The organism is Microbacterium altimontanum (assembly GCF_058349865.2).
On record NZ_JBYRJB020000003.1, the window covers coordinates 32251 to 58907 of the forward strand.

Genomic DNA, 26657 nt, shown 5'->3' on the forward strand with positions numbered 1-26657 from the left:
AAACAGCCGGCATTTCTGCGCCGTCCCCGGCTATCGTGGCGACATGGTCAGCCTTACCGCAGAGTTCAGCACGCCCGCCGTCGACGCCGACGGGCGCACCACGCCGCTGCGTCCTGACCGGAACCTGGCGCTCGAGCTCGTGCGGGCGACGGAGGCGGCGGCGATCCGGGCGGTGCCGTTCATCGGCCGCGGCAACAAGGAGGCGGCCGACGGCGCGGCCGTCGATGCGATGCGCGCGTTCCTCACGACGGTGAGCTTCGACGCCACGATCGTGATCGGCGAGGGCGAGAAGGACCACGCGCCGATGCTGTTCAACGGTGAGCGTGTGGGCAACGGCACGGGGCCGAAATGCGATGTGGCCGTGGATCCGATCGACGGCACGTCGCTGACGGCGGCCGGGCGGAACAACGCGCTCTCGGTGATCGCCGTGTCCGACCACGACACGATGCTGGATGCGTCGAGCGTCTTCTACATGGACAAGCTCGTCACCGGACCCGCAGGGGTCGGTGTCGTCGACATCCGTCTTCCCATCGGGGAGAATATCCGGCGTCTGGCGAAAGCGCTGGGAAAGCCCGTGGAGGAGATCGTCGTGTCGGTGCTGCACCGCCCGCGGCACGAGCAGCTGATCGAGGAGATACGCGAGGCCGGCGCCGGCACCCGCCTCATGAGCGACGGCGACGTCGCGGGCGGCATCAACGCGGCCCGGCACGGCGCACGCACCGACATGTGCGTCGGCATCGGCGGAAGCCCTGAGGGGATCGTCACCGCGTGCGCGATCAAGGCGCTCGGCGGCCACATCCAGGGACGGCTCTGGCCCCGCGACGACGACGAGAAGCAGCGCGGCGTCGACGCCGGGCTGAAGTTCGACGATTTCGTGTACGAGGCGGACGACCTCGTCCACGGCAACAACACTCTCTTCGTGGGGACGGGTGTCACCAACGGCGAGCTCGTCGCCGGTGTCCGCCGCGAGGCGGAGTACGTGTACACGGAGAGTGTGGTGCTGCGCGGCGCTTCGGGCACGCTGCGCCGGATCTCGTCGGAGCACCTCGTCTCCAAGTGGCTCTGAGCGTCCCTTCCGGGATGACACACGGCGCAGTCACGCGCGGCTCTGTGACTGATGAGACTGGTGTGACGGCAATACGCCGGATTCCCAGAGCCGGGTGGAAGAATCGTCGCATGGCACCACAGGCCGCAGATTCCCACCCGCGCACCGGCGCACACGCCGTCGTCGCCGACGCTCTGGCGCGCACGGGTGCGCACCCCAAGATCGAGATGGACCCGGCTCGTCGCCCCGACGTGCTGTTCCGCGTGCGTCACGCGGAAGGCGAGCAGGTTTCAGCGTGGTGGATGATCGGCGCATTCGTCTTCGTGTCGGGGGCCGTCATCGCGCTGCTGAGCTTCATTCCGGGCGGACAGTAACCTCCATTCGCGCGCGCACGTCGCCGAGATCGGCGTGCATCTCGAGGTCGCCGTCCGCGTCCCGGCCGTTGACGTCCCGGCCGTCGACGTCCCGGCCGTCGACATCCCGGCCGTCGCCGGCGTCGAGCAGTTCCGGTGCGGTGAGTCGGCGAGTGGTCTTCTCCACGACGGCCGGCTGCGGCAGCGCGTCGAGCTTGGTCTGGTCGATGCCGGGAAAGCGCCGAGCGCTCACCAGCACGCGGGACTCCAGTGAGCCTGCGAACCGGTTGTAGCTGTCGACCGTGCGCTCGATCGCCTTGCGCAGATCGTCGGCGTGTCCCGCGAGTGACGCGAGGCGGCCGTACAGCTCGTTGCCGAGATCGAACAGCCGTCGCGCCTCCTGCGAGACGTCCTGCTGCGTCCACGTGTAGGCGACGGTCTTCAGCACGGCCCAGAGATTGACCGGCGAGGCGAGCGCCACCCGCTTGCCGAAGGCATACTCGAGCAGGGCGGGATCCTCCTCCAGCGCGGCGGCCAGCAGCGACTCGCTCGGGATGAAGCAGATGACGAACTCGGGGCTCGAGTCGAGGCCCGCCCAGTACGTCTTCCGGGCGAGGGCGTCGACGTGCGCGCGCACGGCCTTCACGTGCTTGCCGAGCAGCGCCTGCCGGCGTGTGAGCTCATCCCCGGTCGCGGTGACCGGGATCGCCGACGCCTCGAGATACGCATCCAGTGGCACTTTCGCGTCGACGGCCAGCGACTTGGCGCCGGGGAGCCTGATCACCATGTCGGGGCGTCCCGCCCCCGCGTCGGTAGAGATCGAGGTCTGCACATCGAAGTCGACGTGCTGCGCGAGCCCTGCCGCCTCGACGACGCGCCGCAGCTGCGTCTCACCCCACACCCCGCGCGTGCTGCCCGAACGCAGTGCGCCGGCCAGCGATTCCGCGGTCGCCCGCAGCGCCTCGCCGGTCTCGGCGCTGCGACGCAGCTGCTCGGCGACGGAGCCGAACTGCTCGTGCCGCTCATGCTCGAGAAGCTCGACCTTGCGCTGCATCGACTGCAGCGACTCCCGCACGGGCTCCAGAGCCCGCAGCACGCTTTGCTCGCGGCGCTCGCGCTCCTCCCGCATCGCCCGTTCGGCATGCGCGCGGTCGGCGGCGTCGTCCAGCCGGCGCTCCTGCTGCTCGAGCTGCTCGCGCAGCGCGTGCGCCGCCGTTTCGGCGGCCGCCGCGCGCGCGGAGAGCTCTGTGACGGCGTGCGCGGCGCGGCCCGCGCGCAGCGCCCAGCCGGCCGCGAAGCCGGCGGCGAGCATGACGAGGGCGATCAGCACAGTCACGACAACCATGTGCCCAGCATGGAGGAGGCCTCCGACATCGCTTCGGCCGCCCGCTCACGTCGCACCCGCCGCCCCCTAAGATGACTCGGTGACGTGGACGATCTGGCTCTCGCTGCTCGCCGCCTGCGTCGTCATCAGCCTCACCCCGGGCGCCGGGGCGATCAACACGATGTCCAATTCCCTCAATGAGGGGTGGCGGCGGTCGATCTTCGGGGTGATCGGCCAGCAGATCGCGCTCGTCGTGCACATCGCGATCGTCGCGGCGGGTGTCGGGCTGCTGGTGGCGCGCTCGGAGGTGCTCTTCGAGACCATCCGCTACCTCGGGGCGGCGTACCTGGTGTACCTGGGCATCCGGATGATCGTCACCCGGCCGGTTGTCGCTGCCGACGTGGCCGATCCGTCCCGGCGTCGCGAGAGCGCCTGGTCGATGATCCGGCGCGGATTCTGGGTCAACATCCTCAACCCGAAGGCGATCGTGTTCTTCCTCGCCTTCGTGCCGCAGTTCATCCGTCTCGATCAGCCGCCGCTCGGCCAGTACCTCATCCTCGTCGCGACCGTGATCGTCGTGGACGTGCTCGTGATGTGGTTCTTCTTCGCCGCCGCCGCGAAGCCGTTCCGGCGGCTGGTGCGCACCCCGCGCGGGCAGAAGATCCTCGATGTCGTCTTCGGCACGCTGTTCATCGCCGTCGCAGGTCTGCTGCTTCTGGTTCGCTGACGCATCCGCTCACGCCACGGCGAAGACGGGTTCGCGCACCGGAGCGGCGGCGTCGATCGTCTTCACCGACAGGGAGTGCGCGGCGGCGAGGTCCTCGACGTCGGATGCGGCGACCCGACGGGCGGCGTCGATGACGATGTGCGCGCAGGCGAGCGCATCCGCGGTGGCATCGTGATGGGCGAAGCCGGTGAAGCCGGCGGCCGCCGCGGCTGACGGCAGCCGGTACGACGGCAGCTCGTACGCCTTCCGCGCGAGCTGCAGGCTGCAGAAGTAGCGGTACGGAGGGCAGAGGTCGCCGGCCGCCTCGCACGCGCGGCGGAGCACCGCCATGTCGAACCCGGCATTGTGTGCGACGAGGACATCGGCGCCGGCGAACGCCGCGATGTCGTGGAGCTGATCGCTCCAGCTCTTCGCGCCGAGGACGTGTTCGGGGCGTATGCCGTGGATCTGGATGTTCAGGTCGAAGAACGCGTCGTGCCCGAGCGGCGGCCGGATGAGCCATCCCGCCTGAGCAACGACCTTCCCCGCCCGCACCCTCACCAGCCCGACGGCGCAGGCCGAGGCACTGCTGGAATTCGCCGTCTCGAAGTCGATCGCGGTGAAATCCAGTGGCACGGTTCCACTGTGCCGCCAGGCGCCCGCAAGGCCGGGAGGCGCGCCGCGGCGTCGGAGAAGCACGCCGGATCGGCCGAGAACGGCCCCGGCGGCGTCTGCGCGGTCTCTTCAGCCTGCTTCTGTCGCGCCGTAGGGTCGAGGCATGGCCACACGCGAAGAGATGTCCCGCTCGTTCGGCGCTGCCGCCGATGCCTATGAGACCGGACGGCCGGGCTACCCGGCAGAGGCGGTGGCATGGATGCTGCAGCCCGTCGTGCGACCGGGGGCCCGGCCGCGCGTCGCCGATGTGGGAGCGGGCACCGGCAAACTCACCCGCGTGCTCCTGGAGATCGGAGCGGAGACGGTGGCCGTGGAGCCCGACGTGGCGATGCTCGAGCGGCTGCGCGAGACGGTGCCCGGGGTGCCGACGTTCGTCGGGACCGCCGAGGCGTTGCCGCTGCCCGATTCCGCCGTCGACGCCGTGGTGCTCGGGCAGGCATGGCACTGGGTCGATGTCACGGCAGGGTCGGCCGAGATCGCACGTGTGCTGCGGCCCGACGGCGTGTTGGGGCTGATCTGGAACATCCGCGACGAACGCGTGGAGTGGGTCGCGGAGATGACGCGGATCATGCACGGCAGCAATGCCGAGGTCATGATCGCCGGAGGCGGGCCGTCGGTCGCCGCGCCGTTCGGCGATCTCGAGGAACGCACCTGGGAGTGGACGCGTCGGATGACGCGGGACGGCCTGTGGAGCATGGTGCGCTCGCGCAGCTACGTCATCACGGCGGAGCCGGCCGAGCGAGAGCGGATCGAGCGTGAGCTGGACGCGCTGTTCGATCGCATCGGAGCGAGGTGCGACACCGCCATCGACCTGCCGTACGTGACGCACGCGTATCGGGCTGTGCGGGACTGAAGCCGCCCGATCGGCGGCGGGGCCGCGGCATCCCGCCCCGTAGACTGGTTGCCCGTGGCCCTCACCATCGGAATCGTGGGACTGCCCAATGTCGGCAAGTCCACCCTGTTCAACGCCCTGACCAAGAACCAGGTGCTCGCGGCGAACTATCCGTTCGCGACGATCGAGCCCAACGTCGGCGTGGTGAACCTGCCCGACGCGCGCCTCGACCGGCTGGCGGAGCTGTTCCACAGCGAGCGGATCGTGCCGGCGGCCGTGTCGTTCGTCGACATCGCCGGCATCGTGCGGGGCGCGTCGGAGGGCGAAGGACTCGGCAACCAGTTCCTCGCGAACATCCGCGAGGCCGACGCGATCGCGCAGGTCGTCCGGGGATTCACCGACTCCGACGTCGTGCATGTCGAGGGCGAGGTGAACCCGCGGGCCGATCTCGAGACGATCGGCGCCGAGCTCATGCTCGCCGACCTGCAGACGCTCGAGAAGGCGATCACGCGGTACGAGAAGGAAGTCAAGGGGCGCAAGACCGACAAGGCCGTGCTCGACGCCGCGCTCGCCGCCAAGGAGGCGCTGGACCGCGGCGTGCTGCTGTCGGTGGCGGGCCTCGATCTCGAGCCGATCCGCGAGCTCGGGCTGCTCACCGCGAAGCCGTTCATCTTCGTGTTCAACGTCGACGAGAGCGTGTTGACGGATGCTGCGCGGAAGGCCGAGCTGGAGGCCCTGGTCGCCCCGGCCCACGCGGTGTTCCTCGACGCCAAGATCGAGTCGGAGCTCATCGACCTGGACCCTGAGGATGCCGCGGAGCTGCTCGCTTCGACGGGACAGGAGGAGTCGGGTCTGGATCAGCTGGCGCGCATCGGATTCGACACGCTCGGGCTGCAGACGTATCTGACGGCGGGTCCGAAGGAGGCGCGCGCCTGGACGATCGGCAAGGGCTGGAAGGCACCGCAGGCGGCCGGCGTGATCCACACCGATTTCGAGAAGGGCTTCATCAAGGCCGAGGTCATCTCGTTCGAGGACCTCGTGGAGCTCGGCTCGGTCGTCGAGGCCCGCGCACACGGGAAGGTGCGCCTCGAGGGCAAGGACTACGTGATGCAGGACGGCGACGTCGTGGAGTTCCGCTTCAACGTGTAGGCGCGCGCAGTTCTGCGGGTTCTTGCCTGCGAATATGGCACCATGCCTCGCACAGCCAAACTCACTGCGACCCTCGCCGGTCTCGTCCTCGCGGGAGCGGCGCTCGCCGGATGCACCGCTGCCACAGCGCCACAGGTGGGGGACGCGTCATCGCACCCCACCACGAGCGCCACGCCCACCCCGACCTATCTGACCGCGTTGCCCGAGTGGGCCAAGGCGTCCACGCCGTGGCTCATCTATCCGGATGGCTTCACGTGCTCTGGCACGGAGGGCTGCCCCAACGATTACCGCGCCGCGTTCGGTGAGCCTGGCCCCGTGCTGCCTGACGGCGTGGAGTACTACGACTCTGCAAAGGACGACTGCGTGATCGTCGAGCCTGCCGGCGTGGACTGCATGGACCGCAACGGCTGACTCTCAGCCGGCGCGCGATCCCAAAGCTCGCGCAGCGGATCGCGAAAGTACTTGAATAGATGGAAAGTGTGTGCTTGCATGACAAGCACGAACACGTCCTGCACTGACACCTTTCCCACCTGGAGGCCTCATGTCGACACCAGAAGACGCCAGCGCCACGCCGCTGTCGACAGCCGCGGAGGCTCTGGGCGCGGCCGATGCAGTCGCTCGCCGTATCCGCTCGCGGCGGCGGTGGTACGTCGCCGGGGCGCTGGTCATGGCGGCGGCCCTGACCGCATTCACCGTCGCATTGGCATCGTGGCCCGAGCGTCTCGCCGAGGTGATCATCCCCGGCTTGATCGTCGTCGCCGCGATCCTCGCCGTCCTCGCCTGGTGCGGCAAGACTGTTCCTGCCGCCACCACGGCGTGGACGAATCGCGCCGTCCTTCTCAGCGGCGGACTCATGGTCGTGGCGCTGCTCCTGATCCGGCTGCTCCTTCCCGAGGGCTTCTCCGCATGGGCTGTCGTCGTCGGCCTGTTGCCGGGCCTGCCCTTCGTCCACCTCGCGTGGCGGGTGGGTCGCGCGTGACACACCCGCGCCAACGGCTCGACGACCTCATCCATTCGCCGGTCAGGCTCTCGATCATGGCCGCGCTCCGCTCCGCGGACGCCGTTCACTTCGGACTGCTCCGGGACACGTTGGAGGTCAGCGACTCGCTGCTGTCCAAGCACCTCGCGTCGCTCGAGGCGGGCGGCTACATCCAGGTCACGAAGGGGTATGCCGGACGTCGGCCCCGCACGTGGTATTCCCTCACTCCCGAGGGCCGGACGGCATTCGACGCGTACATCGTGGCGCTCCGCGAGATCGTGAACGCGCCCGATCTCTAGTTGTGGCCCCTCACGTGGTCAGGTCGAGGGGGCGCAGGCGGCGCACGTCGAACTCGAGGTCGAGGGAGAGTTCGATCGGGCCGAACTCCCTGGCGATTCCGATCAGCTCGCGCGCCCAGCGCCCGACGCGATCCCTGAGGTGCACCATGCCCCAGCGCAACGTCGGTCGCTCGTCGATCGGGATGTACACGGCGACGCCCCGGTCGTAGTACTTGAGCCCCTGACCGCAGGCGAACGCGACGGACTTGTCGTCATTGGCGAGGGACCAGAGCACCTCCTCGCGGGTCGGCGCGGGTCGGGCGGGCCCGTCGTCACGACGCATTGCGGGAGAGACCGCAGTCTCCCAGTACTCCGGCACCGGTAGGCCGGACGGCAGGATGTCAAAGCCGGCGAGTTCGTCGAGCGAAACCGACACGCGATCCGCGAGCTCATGCTCACGTCCGACCATCAGCACGATCGGCTCGGTGAAGGCGGCCGCCCCGACTGTGAGGTCGGGCTCGTCCACCGGCAGCCAGAGGAGCGCGACGTCGACGTCGCCGTTCCGGATCGGGGTGAACGGGTCGTCGATGCGGATCTCGCGCATGCGGAAGTCGACCTGAGGGAAGCGGCTCCGGAACGTGGCCGTCATCGGCGCCAGATCCTGCCACATCGGACCCATGACACCGAGCGTCACGGTGTCCGGACCGGCGAGCGCGGAGTTCGTCGCTGCTTCGACGCCGTCCAGGATGCGTCGGTAGCCCGCTTCGAGGTCGTTCCGCAGCTGGACACCGAGCGGAGTCAAGGCCACCTTGCGGCTGGTGCGCTCGAACAGCGGAGCGCCGATCCGCTTCTCCTGCTTCGCGATCGACTGGCTCACCCGCGGCGGCGAGATGAACAGCTTCTCGGCGGTGCGGCCGAAGTGCAGTTCCTCGGCGAGCGTCAGGAAGATCTCGATGTCGCGCAGCTCCACCTACGTCATCCTTTCGATCGTTAACCCGGAGCGCAAGCATCGTTTCGCGACTGGACATTGTTCGGGATCTGGCCGCCCGCGAGGCTCGTAGACATACCGAACAGCACCACGGCAAGGAGAAATGACATGACTTCGATGACCCTCACCACGCCCCGGATGTCCAGCCCGGTCGCGATCCTCGACGGAGCCTCGGGGGCGATCTTCGCGCTCATGAAGGCTGCTCGGCAGACCGACCTCGCGCACTCGACGCTCGAACTTGTCCACCTGCGCGTGAGCCAGATCAACGGCTGCAGCGCCTGCGTGGACGCCGGCGTGAAGTCGGCCAAGCGGGCGGGCGAGACGGACGAGCGTCTGCACGCGGTGGTCGCCTGGCGCGAGATGCCGTACTTCACCGATGAGGAGCGCGCTGCGCTCGCGCTGGCGGAGAGCGCGACCCGGCTCGCCGACCGACCCGACGCCGTCTCCGATGACGTGTGGGATGAGGCGGCGAGCTTCTTCGACGAGCGCCAACTGGCCGCACTGGTCCTCTACATCGCGACCACGAACCTGTTCAACCGGCTCAACGCGACCACCCGGCAGACCGCCGGCGGCTCCTGGAGCTGAGCCGGCCGCTTCCTGAGCGACGACCTGCCCACGAGACACGAAAGGCACGATGATGGCAACTGTACGAACGCACCACTACACCGTCGAAACCGGCAACCTGGCCACGATGCTCGAGCGCCGCACCAGCCTGATCGACGGCATCCGCTCGGCGAATCCGGCCTTCACCGACGCGACCCTGATCAGGCTGGAGGACGGCTCCTACCTCGACATCTGGCGCTGGGACTCGGCGGAGGACATGCAGCGTGCGGCGGAGGCCGCGGCCGACGTCCCCCTGGTCGGGGCCACGCTGACCCTGACGGCTGACCATGTGGTCACCGACGGGGAGATCCTCGACGAACGCTAGGCCACATCGTCCCACAGCGGCGCCCGTGCCTCCGGCAGGCACCGGCGCCGTTTCGCGCACACACCGGCGCTCGAAGCGCCATGATCTACCCATGAGTGCGAACGAGACGTCTGCAGGAACGGAAATCGATGCGATCATCGCTGGCGCCGGAGGGTGGCGGGCGGAGACGATGGACAGGATTCGTCGCGTCATCCTGAGCGCCGACGAGGAGATCGTCGAGGACATCAAGTGGAGGAAGCCCTCGAAACCGGAAGGCGTCGCCACCTGGGTGTGCCAGGGGAACGTCTGCATGGCAGACCTCCTGAAGAGGGCCGTGCGGCTGACCTTTCCCAAGGGTGCGCGGCTGGACGATCCGGCGGGCCTGTTCAACGCGCGGCTGGAGGGCGACACCGTCCGGGCGATCGATCTCTTCGAGGATTCGGAGATCGACGACGATCAGCTTCGGGAGCTCGTCCGTCGAGCGGTTGAAGAGAACCGGCGCGGCTGATGAGGACGGGGTCGCATGCCCTGCCGCGAGCGGTCGGCCGGATCCGTTGCCACCGTTTAGGGTCGAAGGTGACGCTTCACGCAAGAGAAACGGATGACGATGAGCGAGATCCAGACCTTCGAGCCCGAAGGGCGCGCCATCCCGTACGTGGACGAGGGAACCGGGCCGGCGGTCGTACTCGTCCCCGGACGCGGACTGAACACGGCCTACCTCGGCACTCTCGCGGGGATGCTCACCGAAGCAGACCACCGCATCGTCCGCGTCGGCACCCGCCGACCCTCCGACGGGCGTGACGACACGGTCACACTCCATGACCTCGCGCAGGACGTCATCGACCTCATGGACCACTTGGGGCTCGCCGACGCGTGGATCGGCGGGCACGCGTTCGGCGGCGCGGTGGCTCGCACCGTCTCGCTCGACCACACCGACCGCGTGAACGGGGTTCTGCTGCTCGGAGTGCAGACGGCCCAGACGGATGCGCGGGCGCATGATGACGAGGCGCTCGCCGGCGCCCGCGACGCCGATGTCGAGGCGCTGCAGGATGCCGCTCTCGCGGCAACGCCCGAGGCCGAGTGGGCCGAGCTCGCGCCCCACGTTCCCGTGCTCGTGATCCAGGGAACCGCCGACACGGTCACGCCCGCCGAGAACGGCGAGGCGCTCCGGGAATCCGCCCCCGATCGCGTCAGCGTCGTCACCGTCGAGGGCGGGGCTCATGGGTTCCCGGCGTCGCACGCGGGGCCGGCAGCATGGGCCATCGAGGACTACCTCGACTGGGACTGACACTGTCTGCGGCTCCCGCTGCCGTGATCAGACATCGGCGGCGGAGTCAACGCCCTGTCCGACCCATCCGCTGACGTCGGAAGCTGGCGTTCCATCGAGGTGGAAGGCAGTCGGCATGAAGGCGTTGACATGGCAGGGCAAGCGCAAGGTGACGGTGGAGTCGGTGCCCGATCCGGTGATCGAGCAGCCGACGGATGCCATCATCCAGTGACGTCGACCGCGATCTGCGGCTCCGACCTGCACCTGTACGAATTGCTCGGCCCGTTCCTCGACGCCGGAGACATCCTCGGTCATGAGCCGATGGGCGTCGTCGTCGAGGTCGGCGCGGAGGTGACGGAGCTCGCGGTCGGCGACCGGGTCGTCATCCCGTTCAACATCGCCTGCGGCCACTGCTTCATGTGCCGCCGGGGCCTCCAGTCCCAATGCGAGACCACCCAGGTGCGCGAGTACGGCACCGGTGCCGCGCTGTTCGGCTACACGAAGATGTACGGGCAGGTTCCCGGCGGGCAGGCGGAATATCTCCGCGTCCCGCTCGCCGACTACAACCACATCCGCGTGGGGAGCGACCTGCCCGACGACCGGTACCTCTTCCTCAGCGACATCCTGCCCACCGCCTGGCAGGGCATCGAATACGCCGATGTGCCCGAAGGCGGCACCATCGCCGTCATGGGACTCGGCCCGGTGGGACAGTTCGTCTCGCGCATCGGCGTGCACCACGGGTTCCGCGTGCTCGCCGTCGACCCCGAACCGGTCCGACGCGAGATGGCGGAACGGCACGGAGTGCTCACCTATGACCTCACCGCCGACGTCGTCGACACGCTCCGCGATCTGACCGAGGGCCGCGGAGTGGATGCTGCCGTCGACGCCGTGGGGATGGAGGCGCACGGCAGCCCGGCGATCAAGTTCGCCCAGACCGCCGTGGGACTGCTGCCCGAGTCGATCGCGCAGAAGATGATGGAGACGGCGGGCATGGACCGCCTCGCCTCGCTGTACTCGTGCGTCGACGCCGTGCGGCGCGGCGGCACCATCTCCCTCAGCGGCGTGTACGCGGGCGATGCCGACATCCTGCCGATGAAGACCCTGTTCGACAAGCAGATCGGCGTGCGCATGGGCCAGTGCAACGTCAAGAACTGGATCGATGCCGTGCTGCCGCTCGCCGAGGACCCGACGGATCCGCTCGGGGTCATGGACCTCGTCACCCACCACGCGCCGCTGGATGACGCGCCCCGGCTCTACGACACGTTCCAGAAGAAGGAGGACGGCTGCGTCAAGGTCGTCCTGCAGCCCGGCACACGCTCCGTGTCGCCCTCGGTCGCCGACAGCGCGGAGTGATCCCGGGGTGGGCGAACAGCGTGAGCCGGAGACCGCCGAGGAGCTGATGCGGTCGCGCTTCTCCGCATTCCGGTCCGGGGATGCCGGGTGGCTGCTGCGCTCCTGGCACCCCTCGACGCGCCCGGCGGAGCTCGACCTGGCGGACAACCCTCGCTGGCGCGGACTGCAGATCGTCGACACCGTCGGCGGCGGCCGCCAGGACGACGAGGGAGTCGTCGAGTTCCGCGCGACGTACCTCGCGGAGGACGGCGGGATCGGGATCCTGCACGAGCGCTCCCGCTTCGAGCGGGAGGGCGGGCGGTGGTTCTACGTCGACGGCGACGTGCAGGAGGATTGAGGCGGCGGGCGATCAGTCCCCGGCCTTGCCCTTCTCCTTCGGCTTCTTCGGGGCCTTCTCGCCGGGGCCGCCGCCGTTCTTCTTCCCGCTGTCGCTCGCGTGCTGGTTCGGCTGCTGGCCGGATGTGCTCTTCGTCTGTGTGGAGCCGCCTCCTGCGCCGCCGGTGGTCGTGGTGACGGGATCCACCGTCGGCGCCGGCCCGCTCTGCGTCGTGTTCGAGGATCCGTTCTGCGTGGAGTCGCGGGTGGAGTCCGCTCCCGTTCCCTGCGTCGCGCCGGGCTCCGGCAGGACGACGACCCGTGTGCCCGACGACGGATTGTCCGCAGTGCGGGGAAGAGTGCTGCCCAGCCACACGGCCCCCGAGATCGCCATCGCCGCGGCGGCCGTGCCGATCGCCGCGGTCGCGATGCGCCGCCGGCGACCACGAGACGGAGGCCGCCGGTGCGCGACCGGCAGCGGAGCCGGCAGCGTGAGCGGCTGCGTTTCGGTCGGGAAGCCGGCGACGATGCGGCCGACCTCGGCGGCCGTCGGCCGGGTCTCGGCGTCGCTCGCCGTCATCCGTCTGAGAAGCTGCCCCCACTCCGCACCCAGACGGTCGGGCACGTCGGGAGGGTTGAGCAGGCGAGCCATCACGGCCGCGATGCCCGTCGCGTCGGGGAAGGCGCGCTCGCCGGTGAGCGCCTCCAGCAGCAGCAGGCCAAGCGCATAGATGTCGGCGGCAGGGCTGGGCGCCTCACCGCGCAGCTGCTCCGGGGCCAGATAGGCGGCCGTGCCGACCACCGTGCCCGGCGACGTGATGCGCGTGCCGTCGATCAGGCACGCGACACCGAAGTCGGTGAGCTTCGCCTCGGCGCCCGCCGCGTCGTGTCCGGAGGGGCTGAGCAGGACGTTCGAGGGCTTCACGTCACGGTGCACGATGCCCGCGGCGTGCACGGCTTCGAGCGCCGCGGCGAGATCGGATGCGAGTCGCCTGGCGTCCACCGGCGCCATGGCCCCCTCGTGAAGCCGCTGCGCCAGCGTGATGCCGTCTACGAACTCCATCACGAGGTACGGCTGCTGGCCGGGCACGATCTTCCCGTCGTACAGCGTGACGAGCGAGGGGTGGTCGAGGGAGGCGAGGACGTTCATCTCGGTGCGGGCGCGCTCGGGAGACCCGAGCACGTCGGCTCCGCTCCGCATGATCTTGACCGCCACGGTCCTGCCGAGCAGCAGATCGTCGGCGCGGTACACCTCGGCCATGGCGCCCTCGCCGACGCGCTCGAGCAATTGGTATCGACCGTCGAGTATCGCGGTGGTCGCTGTCTGCTCCTGCGCAGGGTTCACGGCCCGGTCCTCCTCGGCCGCACGGGATCACGGCACCACGCGAGAGTAGCGGAGTCGGAGGAAGCCACGTTTCCGCTTGACATTCCGACGCGGACGTGCCAGCCGCGCGCGAGGGTGACAGGATGACGGTATGCCCGAGTCTCCGGAGGTGCAGGCGCTCGCCCAAGCCCTCGACGAGCGCGTCGTCGGACGCCGCGTCGTTGCGGTCGATCTCATCGAGTTCCGCGCCCTGAAGACTCGCCGGCGCCCGCTCGAGTCGATCGTGGGGGAACGCATCACCGGTGTACAGCGCCGCGGCAAGCATCTCGACATCGCCCTGGAGAAGGCTCACCTGGTCGTGTCGCTCGGCCGTCACGGCTGGCTCCGCTTCACCGAGGGAACAGCCGAGGTGCCCGACGACCCGGATGCGCCGGCTCTGGCCGTTCTGACGATCGAGGGCGGAACGCTCGAGTTCGCCGACGCCGGGGCCTGGGTCTCCCTCGGCCTCTCCGTCGTCGACACCGCGGAGGAGGTCGCCGCGATCGCCGGACTCGGCCCCGACCCGCTCGGTCCGGAATTCTCACGCACCGACGTCGACGCGGCGGTCGCGCGGCGCCGCAAGCAGCTGAAGGCGATCCTGCAGGAGCAGTCGTCGTTCGCGGGTATCGGCAACGCGTACTCCGACGAGATCCTGCATCGCGCGCGGCTCTCGCCGGTCGTGCACGGGGACACACTGTCGGACGATGAGCTGGAGCGGCTGTTCGCCGCCATGCGAGATGTCGTCCGGGGTGCCGCCGCCGACCGGCGCGGAGTGCCGATCGACGAGCTGAAGCGGGCGAAGACCGCCGCGATGGCGGTGCACGGACGCGGGGGAGAGGAGTGCCCCGTGTGCGGCGGTATGATCGCCGACCTCTCCTTCGGCGGCACGACGGCTCAGTACTGCCCGACGTGCCAGACCGCCGGCGTGCGGCTGGGCTGAGCGGAAGCCCCGTGAACTCGCCGTCGAGCCTGCCGGACGTCCTCGCCGGCATCCCGGCCGACATCTGGCCGTCCCTGCTCGGCGTCGTCGTGCTCGCCGCGATCACCACGGCGGTCCTCATCGCCTTCCGCGTGCCGCACATCCTCTCTCCCGCCGTCGCGATCCTCCGGGGCGCCGTGCAGCTCGCCGTGATCAGTGTCATCCTCAGCGGCATCATCACGAGCCCGGTCTGGATCGGGTGCGCTCTCGTCGTGATGTTCGGCGTCGCCGCATCCGTCGCCACCGGCCGCATCGGCCGATCGTGGCGCGCGCTCGTGATGATGGCGAGCTCGATCGCAGCGGGCATCCTCATCGCCGGCCTCACGGTGTTCGCGACCGGGGCGCTCGCGTTCACGTCGCGCTACGCCCTCGCGATCGGCGCGATCATCATCGGGAATGCGATGACCATCGCGACTCTCACCGGGCGGATGTTCACCGCGGCCGTGAGCGACCACTGGGACGAAGTGGAGGGCTGGCTCGCGCTGGGTGCGCCCCCACGCGTCGCGACCATCCGGCTCGCTCGGCAGGCGGTCCGCGACGCGCTGATCCCCACCGTCGACCAGACGAAGACGACGGGCCTCGTCGTGCTGCCGGGCGCCTTCGTGGGTGCGATCTTCGGCGGCATCTCGCCTCTCGAAGCCGGACGGTTCCAACTCGTGGTGCTCGCGGCGATCCTCGCCGCCGGCTCGGTGACCGCGGTGCTCGTCGCCACGTGGCTGGGGCCGGTGCGGGTGAAGCCCGCCGTGCTGCGGTGACGGATGCTCTCGCTCGACGCCGTGGGGTGACGGCCGCAGACTCGTGTGATACCTTGCAGTTCTAGTTACCTAACAGTGCGAGGTATGAGACATGCGCATCGGCAAGGACCTCGTCGCCGCATCGGCGACACCGCTCGTTCTCGGCATCCTCGCCGACGGCGAGTCCTACGGGTACGCGATCCTGCAGCGCATCGGGGAGCTCTCCGGAGGGCGGCTCGATTTCAGCGACGGCATGCTCTACCCGCTGCTGCACCGGCTGGAGAGGCTCGGGCACATCGAATCGTCGTGGAACACCTCGGCGGTCGGCCGACGGCGGAAGGTGTACCGCCTCACGTCCGGCGGCCGGGCTGCTCTCGTCGAGCACCACCGGCAGTGGAGCGTCGTGAACGATGCGCTGCAGCGCGTCTGGCGCGGCGGAGCTCAGCTCGCGCTGGGAGAGATCTGACATGGGCGCCGACCTCGAATCGCGCGTCGCCGAATGGCGGGCCTACCTCTCCCGCCGCGCCGTGCTCCGCACCGACGACGTCGATGAGCTGGAAGCCCACCTGCGCGATCAGATCGACGGACTCGTGCAGCGCGGTCTGTCGTCCGACGAGGCGTTCCTCATCGGCGTCGGCCGCATCGGCCGCATCGACGAGCTCGCCCGGGAGTACGCGACCGAGCATTCCGATCGCCTCTGGAAGCAGCTCATCGCCGACGGATCCGCACGGCAGCAGGCGTCGCGCGGCCGGTTCCTGCTCGCCCTCGGCCTCGCCGTGGGAGCCGCGATCGCGGTGAAGATCCCGGCACTGCTGAGCGGTGATGCGGGCGGTGGCGACCTGATGCTGCGCAACGCCGTGCTCCTCGTCCTCCCGTTCCTCGCCGTCTACTTCCTCGTGCGGCACCGTGCGTCGGCCGCCACCATCGTCGCCGTCGCCGCACCGTTCGTCGCGGCGGCCGTGGTGGTGAACGCGTACCCGTTCGCGGCCGGTGGCGACACGGAGCTGCTCGCGGCAGGGCATGTCGCGGCGGCGCTGTGGCTGGTGACGGGCATCGCCTATGTGAATGGACGATGGCGATCGGCCGGCCCGCGGATGGACTTCGTGCGCTTCAGCGGCGAATGGTTCGTCTACTTCGTGCTGATCGCCCTCGGCGGGGGAGTGCTCGCGGGGCTCACCGTCGGCGTCTTCGCCGCGATCGGACTCGACCCGAGCGTGTTCGTCTTCGACTGGCTCCTGCCCTGCGGGGCGGCCGGTGCCGTGGTCGTCGCGGCCTGGCTCGTGGAGGCGAAGCAGAGCGTGATCGAGAACATCGCCCCCGTGCTGACCCGCGTGTTCACGCCGCTCGTCACCGTGCTGCTCCTGTCGTTCATCGTCGCCGCCGCGCTGCACGGCAGCTTCGTCACCGACGGCCGCGACCTGCTGATCGTGTTCGACATCGTCCTCGCTGTGGTCGTCGCTCTCCTGCTCTACTCCGTCTCGGCGCGGACACCCGAATCGCCACCGTCATGGTTCGAGTGGCTGCAGCTCCTGATGATCGCCGCCGCGCTCGTGGTCGACGTCCTGGTGCTGATCGCGATGATCGGGCGCATCGGCGAGTCGGGGACGACGCCGAACCGCCTCGCGTCGCTGGGCGCGAACCTCATCCTGCTCGCGAATCTCGCCGGAGCCGGGTGGCACCACGTGCGATTCCTCCGCTGGCGCGAAGGCTTCGCCCGGGTGGAACGCTGGCAGACCGCGTTCCTGCCCGTCTATCTGCTGTGGGCCGCCGTGGTCGTTCTGGTCTTCCCGCCGACGTTCGCCTTCGCCTGACCCGCCGCACGCATGGCGCGGGTTAGCATGGCAGCATGGCGACCTCGAACCTCCCCACCCCGACGCTTCAGCCCGTTCCCGCGAACGAGAACCTCCTCGTCAGCGATGAGGGTGCTTCGTGCTGCGGCGGAGGCTGCTGCTCCGCCGAGTGACGGCCGCGGGCGGCTGACGTCCTCCGGCCGCCGCGACGACTGACGGCCGGAGTCGGTCGGCGCGTGCTCAGTGCGCGGCGTGCTCCACGTCGTCGGCCGGTTTGCGGATGAGGAACGACCCTGCGATCACCGGCAGCGCGACGATCGCGGAGATGAGGAACGCCGTCTGCGTCCCGCCGGCCGTGAAGGTCCCCGGCGCTGCGCCCTGCGTCGCCGAGATCGCGGTCATGACGGCCACCATCACCGCGATCCCGGCCGCACCGGCCACCTGCTGCACCGTGCCCACCACGGCGCTGCCGTAGGAGTAGTGACGCGGCGGCAGCGACGCGAGCGACGCCGTGAACAGCGGCGTGAACGACAGTGCGAGCCCGATCGAGAGCGCGGTCTGCATCACGACGATGAACCACACGGGCGTGGTGGCGTCGAGCGTCGTGTAGACCCAGAGGACGGCGGCGGCGATGATCCCGCCGGGCACGAGCAGCACGCGAGTGCCGCGGCGGTCGTACACACGACCGATCAGCGGACCGCCGAGGCCCATGGCGAGCGATCCGGGAAGCAGGATGAGTCCCGAGTCGATCGCCTTCAGGCCGTGCACGTCCTGCAGGTACAGCGGGAGCACCGTGATCGCGCCGAAGAACGCGAACGACAGCAGCGCCATCTGCGCGATCGACAGCGAGAAGTTGCGCGACCGGAACACGCGCAGGTCGAGCAGCGCATCGTCCACCCGCTGCAGGCGCACCTGCCGCAGCAGGAACAGCACGAGACCGATGACGCCGACCACGAGTGCCACGATCATCCAGGTGCTCGATCCCGTCCGGCCCGACGTGGCGGGCTCCGCCGCCGAGCCGATCTGGCTGAGGCCGTAGACGAGACCGCCGAAGCCGAACGCCGACAGCACGACGGACAGCGGGTCGATCGGCGCGCGGGTGCGCTCGCCCAGGTTGTGGATCCAGCGCGCACCGACGCCCAGCGCGATGAGGGCGATCGGCAGCACGACGCCGAAGTTCCAGCGCCAGCCCACGGTGTCGAGGAGGGCGCCCGACAGCGTCGGACCGATCGCGGGAGCGAGCGCCATGACGATGCTCACGCGGCCCATCATCCGGCCCCGGGAATGCGCGGGAACGACCGTCATGAGCGTCGTCATGAGCAGCGGCATCATGATCGCGGTGCCGGAAGCCTGCACGACGCGTGCGACCACGAGCATCCCGAAGCCCGGGGAGAGGAACGCCAGCAGCGTGCCCGTGGAGAACAGCGACATCGCGGCGATGAACACCGCCCGCGTCGTGAACCGCTGCAGCAGGAAGCCGGTGATGGGGATGACGACGGCCATCGTCAGCATGAACGCCGTGGTCAGCCACTGGGCGGCGACGGCGGTGATGTCGAGGTCGTGGATGAGGTGCGGGATCGCTACACCCATCGTCGTCTCGTTGAGGATCGCGACGAACGCGGCCAGCAGCAGCAGCCAGATGACGCGTGAGTCGTCGCGTGCCGGCACGGTCAGCGATCCGGTGGAGGCGGATTCGGGGGCGGCCATTGGTGACTCCTCGATGAGGGCCGGACAAAGGGGGGCGTCGGCGAGATCGTGGCCCGACAAAGCGAACTCCAAGGATAACGGCGACGGCGGACATCCCATTCCCCCGGTCCGTGGCACCATGGCGGGATGGAGCGAGCGGTGCGGCACACGGGGATCACTGTGCGCGGGCTCGTGGGACTGGCGGTCGGGCTCGCCGTGGGGTTCCTCGCCGGAAACTGGCTGAACCTTCCGGCGGCGATGCTCGCCGGGTGGACGGCGGCGGCGCTCACGGCGTCGATCTGGGCTCTCCTGGTCGTGTGGCGGATGGATGCGGCGGCCACCCGCGTCCACGCCACGGCGGAGGACCCCGGGCGACGCATCAGCAGCCTCGTCGCGCTGCTGGGAAGCGCGGCGAGCCTGGGCGGCCTCGTCATCGTGCTCATCGAGCACACCGGGGCGAAGGGTGCGATGGCGTTCGCCCTGGCGGGCCTCGCCCTGGTCAGCGTCGCAGCGTCGTGGCTGCTCATCCAGACGGTGTACGTGCTGCGGCTCGCCGACACGTACTACCGCGAGCCGGTCGGCGGCATCTCGTTCAACCAGGACGGCGACCCGGCGTACACCGACTTCGTCTATGTCGCGTTCGGGGTCGGACTGACGTACCAGGTGGCCGACACCAACGTGCACTCGAACGACATGCGCCGGGTGATCATCGCCCAGTCGCTGCTGGCGTATCTGTTCGGCGCCGTGCTTCTGGGCACGGTGATCAATCTGCTCGCCGGGCTCTGACGTCCGCCGCCGTCAGTAGGCTTGCCGGGTGAGCATGGGCGGTCGAGGCGGGGGAGGCGCAGCCTTCCACGGCGTCGACGCGCGAGCGCAGCGGGCGCTGAACGCGCAGGCGCCGAACGTCCCTCACCTGGGGCGGCGCGTGGCGCAGCTGTTCCGGCCGTACGTCGGGCGGCTGATCCTCACTGTCGTCCTCGTCATCGTCGGCGCAGCGGTCGCGGTCATCCCGCCTCTCATCGTCCAGCGGGTGTTCGACGACGCCCTGTTCCCGATCGCCGGCGGCGGACCGGATCTCGGCCTGCTCGTCCGTCTCGTGCTCCTCATGGTGCTGCTGTTCCTCGCCTCGGCGGGCCTCGGCCTCGGCCAGACCTGGCTCACCTCGACGGTCGGCAACAGCGTCACGGGCGACCTGCGGGTGCGCCTGTTCGAGCATCTGCAGGCGATGGAGCTCGGCTTCTTCACCCGCACCAAGACCGGCGTCATCCAGTCCCGGCTGCAGAACGATGTCGGGGCCGTCTCGGGCGTGCTCACGAACACCGTGACGAGCATCCTGGGCAACGTCGTCACCGTCATCGCGTCGCTCGTCGCGATGATCCTCATCGACTGGCGCCTGACGATCATCGCCGTCGTGCTGATGCCCGTCCTCGCCGTCGTGCAGCGGCGGGTCGGGCAGGTGCGCGCCCGGATCGCGGCCCAGACGCAGGAGTCGCTGTCGGAGCTCACCTCGATCACGCAGGAGACGCTGAGCGTCTCGGGCATCCTGCTGTCCAAGTCGTTCAACCGGCAGCGGACGGAATCCGCGCGCTACGCCGACGAGAACCGCAATCAGGTGCGCCTGCAGGTGCGCCGGGCGATGAGCGGCCAGGGCTTCTTCGCCCTCGTGCAGGTGCTCATGGCGAGCGTCCCCGCGGTGATCTACCTCGTCGCCGGGTACTTGATCGCCGGGGGAGCCGGCGCGATCACGGCGGGCACGATCGTGGCCTTCACCACGGTGCAGGCGCGGCTGCTGCAGCCGCTCATGGGGCTCATGCGCGTCGCACTCGACCTGCAGACCTCGAGCGCGGTGTTCGCCCGCATCTTCGAGTACCTCGACCTCGTGCCGGCGATCACCGATGCTCCCGACGCCATCGGGGTGGAGGATGCGCCGGGGCCGCTCGGCGCGGTGGAGTTCCGCGACGTCGTGTTCCGCTACCCGGACGCGAGCGCTGACGCCCGCCCGACGCTGCGCGGCATCTCGTTCGTCGCCGGGCCCGGCCAGCACGTCGCCTTCGTCGGGCCGTCGGGCGCCGGCAAGACCACCGTGCTGTACCTCACTCCACGGATGTACGAGGCCTCCGGCGGCACTGTGCTGTTCGCCGGCGCCGACGTGCGGACGTTGCGCAACGAGTCGATCATCGACTGCGTCGGGATCGTCTCGCAGGAGACCTATCTCTTCCACGCGACGATCCGCGAGAACCTCCGCTACGCCAAACCCGACGCGACCGATGCGGAGATCCAGGATGCGTGCCGGGCGGCCAACATCCACCACATCATCACGGGCTTCGAGCACGGGTACGACACGATCGTCGGGGAGCGCGGCTATCGGCTCTCCGGCGGCGAGAAGCAGCGCATCGCGATCGCCCGCGTGATGCTGAAGGATCCGCCCGTGCTGCTCCTCGACGAGGCGACGAGCGCGCTCGACACGGTGTCGGAGCGCGTGGTGCAGGAGGCGCTCGAGGCGGCATCGCGCGGCCGCACGACCCTCACGATCGCGCACCGGCTGTCGACCGTGATCGGCGCCGACGTCATCCACGTCGTCGACGCCGGGAGGATCGTCGAGTCGGGCACCCACGCCGAGCTCATGGCCCTGGGCGGGCTCTACGCGCAGCTCGCCGCGCAGCAGCTCGCCTCGACTCGCGTGCTCACGGCCGAGGCGCGCGACCGCGCGGGAGCGGCGGCGGCTCATCCCGAGCGGCGGGCCGACCGTGCTCCCGGCGACGAACCGCGTTCCGAGGCTCCCGGCGACGATCCGCGCGCCGAGGCTGCCGGCGACGATCCGCGCCCGGAGGCTTCCGCCGGGGCGACCGGCGGAGACGAGGGCTGGCTCATCGACGCCGAGCGTGGCGGCAGCGGCGGCTGACCACCGTTCAGGCGACCGACGACACCGCGGCGACGGATGCGGCGACCGCGTCCGCGACACCGTCGAGGCCGTGCCGCAGGCCGTGCGGGAACGTGAACCGGACCGCCGTCTGCGCGGTCTCGCGATCGACGCCCATCGCGACGAGCACATGCGACGGCTCGTCCGCTCCGGCCGCGCACGCCGATCCCGACGATGACACGACGCCGCGGCGCTCGAGCTCGAGCAGCACCGCCTCGCCGCTCGTCCCCGCGAACGTGAACGAGGCCGTCCCCGGCAGGCGGTGCATGGGATGCCCGGTCAGCCGGGCCTGCGGCACCGCGGCGAGCACCCGCGCGATGAACGCGTCGCGGATCGGGGCGACGGCCGCGGCGTCGGCGGCGCGCTCGCCCTCCGCGAGCTCGAGCGCCACAGCAAGGCCCACGGCACCCGCGACGTTCTCGGTGCCGCTGCGCTGCCCGCGTTCCTGCCCGCCGCCGTGCACGAGGGGCTCGAGCGGGATGCGTCCGCGCACCGCCAGCGCACCGGTGCCCTTGGGCGCGCCCACCTTGTGTCCGGCCACCGCCAGGGCGTCCGCGCCGGTGCCGTGCAGCGGCAGCCATCCCGCCGCCTGCACGGCGTCCACGTGCAGGGGGACGCCGCGCGCGGCGCACACCGCGGTGACGGCTGCGACATCCTGCACCGTCCCCACCTCGTTGTTCGCATAGCCGAGTGCGACGAGGGCGGTGTCGTCGCGCAGCGCGTCGGCCACCGCATCCGGATCCACGCGTCCCGTGGCATCCACCGGCACGAGCGTCGTCTCGAACCCGTGCACGCGCTGCAGGTGCTCGATCGACTGCAGGATCGCCTCGTGCTCGATCGGCAGCGTGACGACGTGGCGCGCTCCGCGCTGGAGCATGGCGGCGATCGCGATCCCCTTCACAGCGAGGTTGTCGGCCTCGGTTCCGCTCGCCGTGAAGACGACGTCGCCGGTGCGCATGCCGAGCACGGTCGCGACCCGCGCCCGCGCGTCGGCCAGAGCCGCGGCGGACGCTTCGCCGACGGTGTGGTGGCTCGACGGGTTTCCGAACGTGCTCGTCAGATACGGCGCCATCGCGTCGAGCACCTCCCGGCGGACGGGCGTCGTCGCGGCGTTGTCGAGGTAGAGCATCATCCCCGGATCTGCAGGTCGAGCCCGAGGTCGAGGGCACGCGCGCCGTGCGTGAGCGCGCCGACCGAGATGACGTCGACGCCGGTGGCGGCGATCGCCCGCACGGTCTCGAGGCTCACTCCGCCCGACGCCTCCACGATCGCGCGACCGGCGACCTGGGCGACACCGGCACGCAGATCGTCGAGTGAGAAGTTGTCGAGCATGATCGTGTCGATCCCGGCCGCGAGCACCGCCTCGATCTGATCGAGCCGGTCGACCTCGACCTCGATGTGCGTCGTGTGCGGGAGGCGCTCCCGTGCCTTCCGCAGCGCGTCGGTGATGCTCAGGCCCTGGGCGGTGAGCACGCCGAGGTGGTTGTCCTTGGCCATGACCGCGTCCGAGAGCGAGGTCCGGTGGTTGTGGCCGCCGCCGCACACGACGGCGTGCTTCTCGAACGCGCGGAGCCCGGGGGTGGTCTTCCGGGTGTCGACGATGCGGGCACGACTGCCGGCGACCTCGGCGACGAAGCGCGCGGTGAGGGTGGCGATGCCGCTCATCCGCTGCACGAAGTTCAGCCCGACCCGTTCGGCGGTGAGCACCGCCCGGGCGGGTCCCGAGACGCTCGCGAGCACGTCGCCGGTGTCGAACCGGTCGCCGTCGGCGGCACGCAGTGCGACCTCGACGGTCGGATCGGTGAGGGCGAAGGCAGCCGCGAACACGGCGCCGCCGGCGAACACTCCGGGCTCGCGGGCGACGAGTTCCGCGCGGGCCGTCGCCGTCGAGGTCAGGAGCGCCTCGGCGGTGAGGTCGCCCCATGGGGCGTCTTCCTCGAGCGCGGCGGAGACGGTGCGGTGGATGTGGGCGGTGGTCAGCATCAGCGGGTCTCCGTGAGGACGCGGGCGGAACTCCTGTCGGCAGTGCCGAGAAGGACGGGATCGGCGGGGCTCATCGTGCCGCCGGAAGGAGGTGACGTCGTTGTGCCCGCTGGACCGTCGAGCCTGGTGTGGGCGCCGACGGAGGTGCGCCGGGCGGATGCGGCGGCCACCACCGCTCGGGCGAGCTGCAGCAGGTTCTCGTCCTCGTGCTCCGCGACCGTGCGCGCCGCCGGGCGCTCTGCCGCCGCCCACGCGGCGAGGGTTCGGGCCGCGCGACCGAGGCGCATCGCGTCGCGCTCCACGCCCGCGCAGTCCCACATCAGCTGCTGCAGCGCGATCCGGGAGAACCGCGGCGCGTCCATCGCGGCAGAGGTGGCGGAATCGGCGGGCGAGGCGGGACCGGCGGACAGGGCGACGGATGCGTCTGCCGCCGGGCATCCGGCGGCGGCGCGGTCGCCTGCGGCTGCGGCTGCCCCCGCGCGGGCGCCGAAGACCGCACCCTCGAGCAGCGAGTTGGACGCCAGCCGGTTGGCGCCGTGCACCCCCGTGCGCGCGCATTCCCCGGCGGCGTACAGGCCCGGGACGGTGGTCCGTCCATCCAGGTCGGCGACCACGCCACCCATGAGGTAGTGCGCGGCGGGCGTGACCGGGATCGGTGCGCGGGACCAGTCGAGTCCTCGCGCCCGCACGGCGGCATCGATCGTCGGGAAGCGCGCGGCGAGGAACACGGCGGTGTCGCTGCCCCGCACCGCAGTGGCGTCCAGCAGCACGGGACGGCCGTCCTGCTCCCGCATCCGATGTGCGATCGCCCGGGCCACCACGTCGCGCGGAGCGAGCTCGCCGTCGGGGTGCGCATCGAACAGGAACCGACGGCCGGTCTCATCGACGACCGTGGCGCCCTCGCCGCGCACGGCCTCCGACACGAGGAACGGCGTGCCGGCGGCCAGCACCGTGGGATGGAACTGCACGAACTCGAGGTCGGCGACGGCAGCGCCCGCCCGCAGTGCGGCCCCGATCCCGTCTCCGGTCGCGACGGCTGGATTCGTGGTGTGCGCGTAGAGGGCGCCTGCGCCGCCCGTCGCGAGCACGACGGCATCGGCGGGCAGGATGCCGCGGCTGCCGGCGATGAGCAGGTCGACGCCCGTCATCCGTCCCCGGGTGAGGACGAGGTCCACGAGGAACGCGCGCTCGAGGATCCGCACCGTCGACGCGCGCAGCCGTGCGACGAGCGCCTGCTCGATGGCGCGGCCGGTCGCGTCGCCGCCCGCGTGCAGAATGCGCGGGAACGAATGCGCCGCCTCGAGGCCGCGCGCGAGGTCGCCGCGATCGTCGCGGTCGAAGACGACGCCGGCGGCGCTGAGGTCGCCGATCCGCGCCGCAGCCTCGGCGGCCAGCACGCGCACCGCTGCGGGGTCGCCGAGCCATGCCCCGGCCGCGAGCGTGTCACGGACGTGGTCGTCGACGCTGTCGCCGGGGAACGGCCCGCCGACGCTGTCGCCGGGGAGGAGGCCACCCACGCCGTCGCTGGGGAACAACCCGGAAGGCAACACGGCGGCGATGCCGCCCTGGGCGAACGTCGTGTTGGCGTCGTCGAGGGCGCCCTTGGACACGAGCGTCACGGCTGCTCCCGCGGTCTCGGCGTGCAGCGCGGCGGTGATGCCCGCGATGCCGCTGCCGACGACCACGACGTGCGTCATCAGGCGCTCTTCGGCTCGGGCTTGGCGGCGAGCATCCGCTCCAGCGCCACGCGGGCGGGGTCGGCGACGTCGGCCGGGACCGTGATGCGGTTGTGGACCTGCCCGGCGACCAGACCCTCCAGAACCCACGCGAGATAACCGGGGTGGATGCGGTACATCGTCGAGCACGGGCACACCACGGGGTCGAGGCAGAAGATCTCGTGGCGCGGGTTCGCCGCGGCGAGGCGCTGCACGAGGTTGATCTCGGTGCCGACGGCGAACACCGTCGGTTCCGTGGTCTCCTCGATGACCCGGCGGATGTAGGCCGTCGATCCTGCCTCGTCTGCTGCCTCCACGACGGGGGCCGGGCACTCCGGGTGCACGATCACCCGGACGCCCGGGTGCTGGGCCCGAGCCTGCGCGATCTGGTCGACGGTGAATCGGCGGTGCACCGAGCAGAACCCGTGCCAGAGGATCACGCGTGCGCCATCGAGGTCGTCGGCGGAGGCGCCGCCGAGCGGCCGGCGCGGATTCCACAGTGGCATCCGCTCTTCCGGCACTCCCATCGCCTTCGCCGTGTTGCGCCCCAGGTGCTGATCCGGGAAGAACAGGACGCGTCGGCCGCGCGCGAAGGCCCACTCGAGCACCGTGCGCGCGTTCGACGAAGTGCAGACGATGCCGCCATGGCGCCCGACGAAGCCCTTGATGGCGGCCGACGAGTTCATGTACGTGACGGGCACGACCGGCACGAGCCCGTCGGCGCCGGGCGCGTCGAGGTCGCCGTAGATCTCGGTGAGCTGTTCCCAGCACTCCTCGACCTCGTCGATCGTCGCCATGTCGGCCATCGAGCAGCCGGCCGCGAGGTTCGGGAGGATGACGGCCTGGTCAGGGCCAGAGAGCAGGTCGGCCGTCTCCGCCATGAAGTGCACGCCGCAGAAGACGATCGCCTCCGCGTCGGGATGCGCCTTCGCCGCCGTCGCGAGCTGGAACGAGTCGCCCACGTAGTCGGCGTGCTGCACGACCTCGTCGCGCTGGTAGTAGTGGCCGAGCACCACGACGCGCTCGCCGAGCGTCTGGCGGGCCGCGCCGATGCGGCGATGCAGGTCGGCCTCCGACGCATCCCGGTACTCCTGCGGGAGCGTGCCCTGGCGGGGCGCTCCGGTGGGGATCACATCGCCCATCGACGCACCGGGACCGTAGCCCGGCACGGTGTCGAAGTTCCAGGGGCCTGCGGCGAGATCGGCCGAGCACGACGACTGCGTCGACGCTCCGGCGGCGATCGCCGTGATCGCGTGGTCGACCGACGGATCGAGCGGCTCGTCGGTGAGGGTGAGCGGTGCGGTGGCCATCATGCC

The 26657-nt window shown here is 70.5% G+C and carries 28 protein-coding genes and 1 pseudogene; 20 read left to right on the top strand and 9 right to left on the bottom strand.

Annotated features, from left to right (window positions below):
• The first annotated feature begins 43 nt into the window (after nucleotides 1–43).
• Both glpX and AC3RX1_RS04880 read left to right on the top strand, forming a co-directional pair.
• Nucleotides 44–1066: a class II fructose-bisphosphatase gene (gene glpX / locus AC3RX1_RS04875; RefSeq protein ID WP_491500124.1), complete on the top strand. Its 1023-nt coding sequence runs from the start codon at nucleotides 44–46 to the stop codon at nucleotides 1064–1066.
• Nucleotides 1067–1176: 110 nt separating this feature from the next.
• Nucleotides 1177–1419, top strand: coding sequence for a UDP-N-acetylmuramyl pentapeptide phosphotransferase (locus AC3RX1_RS04880; protein ID WP_491500125.1), 243 nt, complete (start codon nucleotides 1177–1179; stop codon nucleotides 1417–1419).
• On the opposite strand, the gene AC3RX1_RS04885 is transcribed toward AC3RX1_RS04880, so the two are convergent.
• Entirely contained in the window at nucleotides 1400–2743 is a 1344-nt protein-coding gene (locus tag AC3RX1_RS04885) for a DNA recombination protein RmuC (RefSeq protein ID WP_491500126.1), read from the bottom strand. The genes AC3RX1_RS04880 and AC3RX1_RS04885 overlap by 20 nt on opposite strands.
• Nucleotides 2744–2822: 79 nt before the next feature.
• Between AC3RX1_RS04885 and AC3RX1_RS04890 the strand changes: the two genes are divergently transcribed.
• Nucleotides 2823–3449 carry a LysE family transporter gene (locus tag AC3RX1_RS04890; RefSeq protein WP_491500127.1) on the top strand — a complete coding sequence of 209 codons (627 nt, stop codon included), beginning with the start codon at nucleotides 2823–2825 and terminating at the stop codon, nucleotides 3447–3449.
• Between the two features lie 9 nt (nucleotides 3450–3458).
• Here AC3RX1_RS04890 and AC3RX1_RS04895 read toward each other — a convergent pair whose 3' ends face one another.
• Nucleotides 3459–4064, bottom strand: a complete 606-nt coding sequence (locus AC3RX1_RS04895) for an exonuclease domain-containing protein (RefSeq protein ID WP_491500128.1) — start codon at nucleotides 4062–4064, stop codon at nucleotides 3459–3461.
• 142 nt (nucleotides 4065–4206) lie between these two features.
• On the opposite strand from AC3RX1_RS04895, the gene AC3RX1_RS04900 reads away from it, so the two are divergent.
• From AC3RX1_RS04900 to AC3RX1_RS04920, 5 genes are all read left to right on the top strand, one after another.
• Nucleotides 4207–4956 carry a class I SAM-dependent methyltransferase gene (locus tag AC3RX1_RS04900; protein ID WP_491500129.1) on the top strand — a complete coding sequence of 250 codons (750 nt, stop codon included), beginning with the start codon at nucleotides 4207–4209 and terminating at the stop codon, nucleotides 4954–4956.
• A gap of 54 nt (nucleotides 4957–5010) precedes the next feature.
• Entirely contained in the window at nucleotides 5011–6084 is a 1074-nt protein-coding gene (gene ychF, locus AC3RX1_RS04905; protein ID WP_491500130.1) for a redox-regulated ATPase YchF, read from the top strand.
• Between the two features lie 42 nt (nucleotides 6085–6126).
• Entirely contained in the window at nucleotides 6127–6495 is a 369-nt protein-coding gene (locus AC3RX1_RS04910; RefSeq protein WP_491500131.1) for a hypothetical protein, read from the top strand.
• Nucleotides 6496–6625: 130 nt separating this feature from the next.
• Nucleotides 6626–7063: a hypothetical protein gene (locus tag AC3RX1_RS04915; RefSeq protein ID WP_491500132.1), complete on the top strand. Its 438-nt coding sequence runs from the start codon at nucleotides 6626–6628 to the stop codon at nucleotides 7061–7063.
• A complete protein-coding gene (locus AC3RX1_RS04920; RefSeq protein ID WP_491500133.1) occupies nucleotides 7060–7362 on the top strand; it encodes a winged helix-turn-helix domain-containing protein in 303 nt (100 codons plus the stop codon). The genes AC3RX1_RS04915 and AC3RX1_RS04920 overlap by 4 nt, the downstream gene beginning before the upstream one ends.
• 10 nt (nucleotides 7363–7372) lie before the next feature.
• On the opposite strand, the gene AC3RX1_RS04925 is transcribed toward AC3RX1_RS04920, so the two are convergent.
• Nucleotides 7373–8311 (bottom strand): LysR family transcriptional regulator, encoded by a 939-nt coding sequence (locus AC3RX1_RS04925; protein ID WP_491500134.1) that lies wholly within the window; start codon nucleotides 8309–8311, stop codon nucleotides 7373–7375.
• A gap of 126 nt (nucleotides 8312–8437) precedes the next feature.
• Here AC3RX1_RS04925 and AC3RX1_RS04930 point away from each other — a divergent pair, with 126 nt between their 5' ends.
• The 6 genes and pseudogenes from AC3RX1_RS04930 (at nucleotide 8438) to AC3RX1_RS04955 (ending at nucleotide 12193) form a co-directional block, all read left to right on the top strand.
• Complete coding sequence (locus tag AC3RX1_RS04930) at nucleotides 8438–8914, top strand: carboxymuconolactone decarboxylase family protein (protein ID WP_491500135.1); 477 nt, start codon at nucleotides 8438–8440, stop codon at nucleotides 8912–8914.
• A gap of 52 nt (nucleotides 8915–8966) precedes the next feature.
• The gene (locus AC3RX1_RS04935; protein ID WP_491500136.1) at nucleotides 8967–9257 is read left to right on the top strand and encodes a hypothetical protein; all 291 of its coding nucleotides are present in this window, start codon (nucleotides 8967–8969) and stop codon (nucleotides 9255–9257) included.
• 25 nt (nucleotides 9258–9282) lie between these two features.
• Entirely contained in the window at nucleotides 9283–9744 is a 462-nt protein-coding gene (locus AC3RX1_RS04940; RefSeq protein WP_491500137.1) for a DUF1801 domain-containing protein, read from the top strand.
• Between the two features lie 99 nt (nucleotides 9745–9843).
• The gene (locus AC3RX1_RS04945; protein WP_491500138.1) at nucleotides 9844–10524 is read left to right on the top strand and encodes an alpha/beta fold hydrolase; all 681 of its coding nucleotides are present in this window, start codon (nucleotides 9844–9846) and stop codon (nucleotides 10522–10524) included.
• A 115-nt stretch (nucleotides 10525–10639) separates the two neighbouring features.
• Nucleotides 10640–11856 (top strand): annotated as a pseudogene (locus AC3RX1_RS04950) (alcohol dehydrogenase catalytic domain-containing protein).
• 7 nt (nucleotides 11857–11863) lie between these two features.
• Nucleotides 11864–12193 carry a YchJ family protein gene (locus AC3RX1_RS04955; protein WP_491500139.1) on the top strand — a complete coding sequence of 110 codons (330 nt, stop codon included), beginning with the start codon at nucleotides 11864–11866 and terminating at the stop codon, nucleotides 12191–12193.
• A 12-nt stretch (nucleotides 12194–12205) separates the two neighbouring features.
• Here AC3RX1_RS04955 and AC3RX1_RS04960 read toward each other — a convergent pair whose 3' ends face one another.
• Complete coding sequence (locus AC3RX1_RS04960) at nucleotides 12206–13516, bottom strand: serine/threonine-protein kinase (protein ID WP_491500140.1); 1311 nt, start codon at nucleotides 13514–13516, stop codon at nucleotides 12206–12208.
• A 130-nt stretch (nucleotides 13517–13646) separates the two neighbouring features.
• Between AC3RX1_RS04960 and AC3RX1_RS04965 the strand changes: the two genes are divergently transcribed.
• The 4 genes from AC3RX1_RS04965 to AC3RX1_RS04980 all read left to right on the top strand — a co-directional run bounded on the left by AC3RX1_RS04965 (nucleotide 13647) and on the right by AC3RX1_RS04980 (nucleotide 17058).
• A complete protein-coding gene (locus AC3RX1_RS04965; RefSeq protein ID WP_491500141.1) occupies nucleotides 13647–14474 on the top strand; it encodes a DNA-formamidopyrimidine glycosylase family protein in 828 nt (275 codons plus the stop codon).
• 11 nt (nucleotides 14475–14485) lie between these two features.
• Nucleotides 14486–15268, top strand: coding sequence for an ABC transporter permease (locus tag AC3RX1_RS04970; protein WP_491500142.1), 783 nt, complete (start codon nucleotides 14486–14488; stop codon nucleotides 15266–15268).
• 91 nt (nucleotides 15269–15359) lie between these two features.
• Nucleotides 15360–15713: a PadR family transcriptional regulator gene (locus AC3RX1_RS04975; protein WP_491500143.1), complete on the top strand. Its 354-nt coding sequence runs from the start codon at nucleotides 15360–15362 to the stop codon at nucleotides 15711–15713.
• A 1-nt stretch (nucleotide 15714) separates the two neighbouring features.
• Entirely contained in the window at nucleotides 15715–17058 is a 1344-nt protein-coding gene (locus AC3RX1_RS04980; protein WP_491500144.1) for a permease prefix domain 1-containing protein, read from the top strand.
• Nucleotides 17059–17277: 219 nt separating this feature from the next.
• On the opposite strand, the gene AC3RX1_RS04985 is transcribed toward AC3RX1_RS04980, so the two are convergent.
• Nucleotides 17278–18744, bottom strand: a complete 1467-nt coding sequence (locus tag AC3RX1_RS04985; protein ID WP_491500145.1) for an MDR family MFS transporter — start codon at nucleotides 18742–18744, stop codon at nucleotides 17278–17280.
• Nucleotides 18745–18870: 126 nt separating this feature from the next.
• Here AC3RX1_RS04985 and AC3RX1_RS04990 point away from each other — a divergent pair, with 126 nt between their 5' ends.
• Together AC3RX1_RS04990 and AC3RX1_RS04995 are read left to right on the top strand one after the other, a co-directional pair.
• Nucleotides 18871–19509, top strand: coding sequence for a DUF1345 domain-containing protein (locus tag AC3RX1_RS04990; protein ID WP_491500146.1), 639 nt, complete (start codon nucleotides 18871–18873; stop codon nucleotides 19507–19509).
• A gap of 34 nt (nucleotides 19510–19543) precedes the next feature.
• Nucleotides 19544–21625 carry an ABC transporter ATP-binding protein gene (locus AC3RX1_RS04995; RefSeq protein WP_491500546.1) on the top strand — a complete coding sequence of 694 codons (2082 nt, stop codon included), beginning with the start codon at nucleotides 19544–19546 and terminating at the stop codon, nucleotides 21623–21625.
• A gap of 7 nt (nucleotides 21626–21632) precedes the next feature.
• On the opposite strand, the gene AC3RX1_RS05000 is transcribed toward AC3RX1_RS04995, so the two are convergent.
• Genes AC3RX1_RS05000 through nadA form a run of 4 tightly spaced genes read right to left on the bottom strand, consistent with a single transcriptional unit; the run spans nucleotide 21633 to nucleotide 26651 of the window.
• On the bottom strand, nucleotides 21633–22772 hold the full coding sequence (locus tag AC3RX1_RS05000) for a cysteine desulfurase family protein (RefSeq protein ID WP_491500547.1): 1140 nt from the start codon (nucleotides 22770–22772) through the stop codon (nucleotides 21633–21635).
• Nucleotides 22772–23626 (bottom strand): carboxylating nicotinate-nucleotide diphosphorylase, encoded by an 855-nt coding sequence (gene nadC, locus AC3RX1_RS05005; protein WP_491500147.1) that lies wholly within the window; start codon nucleotides 23624–23626, stop codon nucleotides 22772–22774. The genes AC3RX1_RS05000 and nadC overlap by 1 nt, the downstream gene beginning before the upstream one ends.
• A complete protein-coding gene (locus AC3RX1_RS05010; protein ID WP_491500148.1) occupies nucleotides 23626–25323 on the bottom strand; it encodes an L-aspartate oxidase in 1698 nt (565 codons plus the stop codon). Before AC3RX1_RS05010 ends, nadC begins: the two co-directional genes overlap by 1 nt.
• Entirely contained in the window at nucleotides 25323–26651 is a 1329-nt protein-coding gene (nadA, locus tag AC3RX1_RS05015; RefSeq protein ID WP_491500548.1) for a quinolinate synthase NadA, read from the bottom strand. Before nadA ends, AC3RX1_RS05010 begins: the two co-directional genes overlap by 1 nt.
• Nucleotides 26652–26657 lie beyond the last annotated feature (6 nt).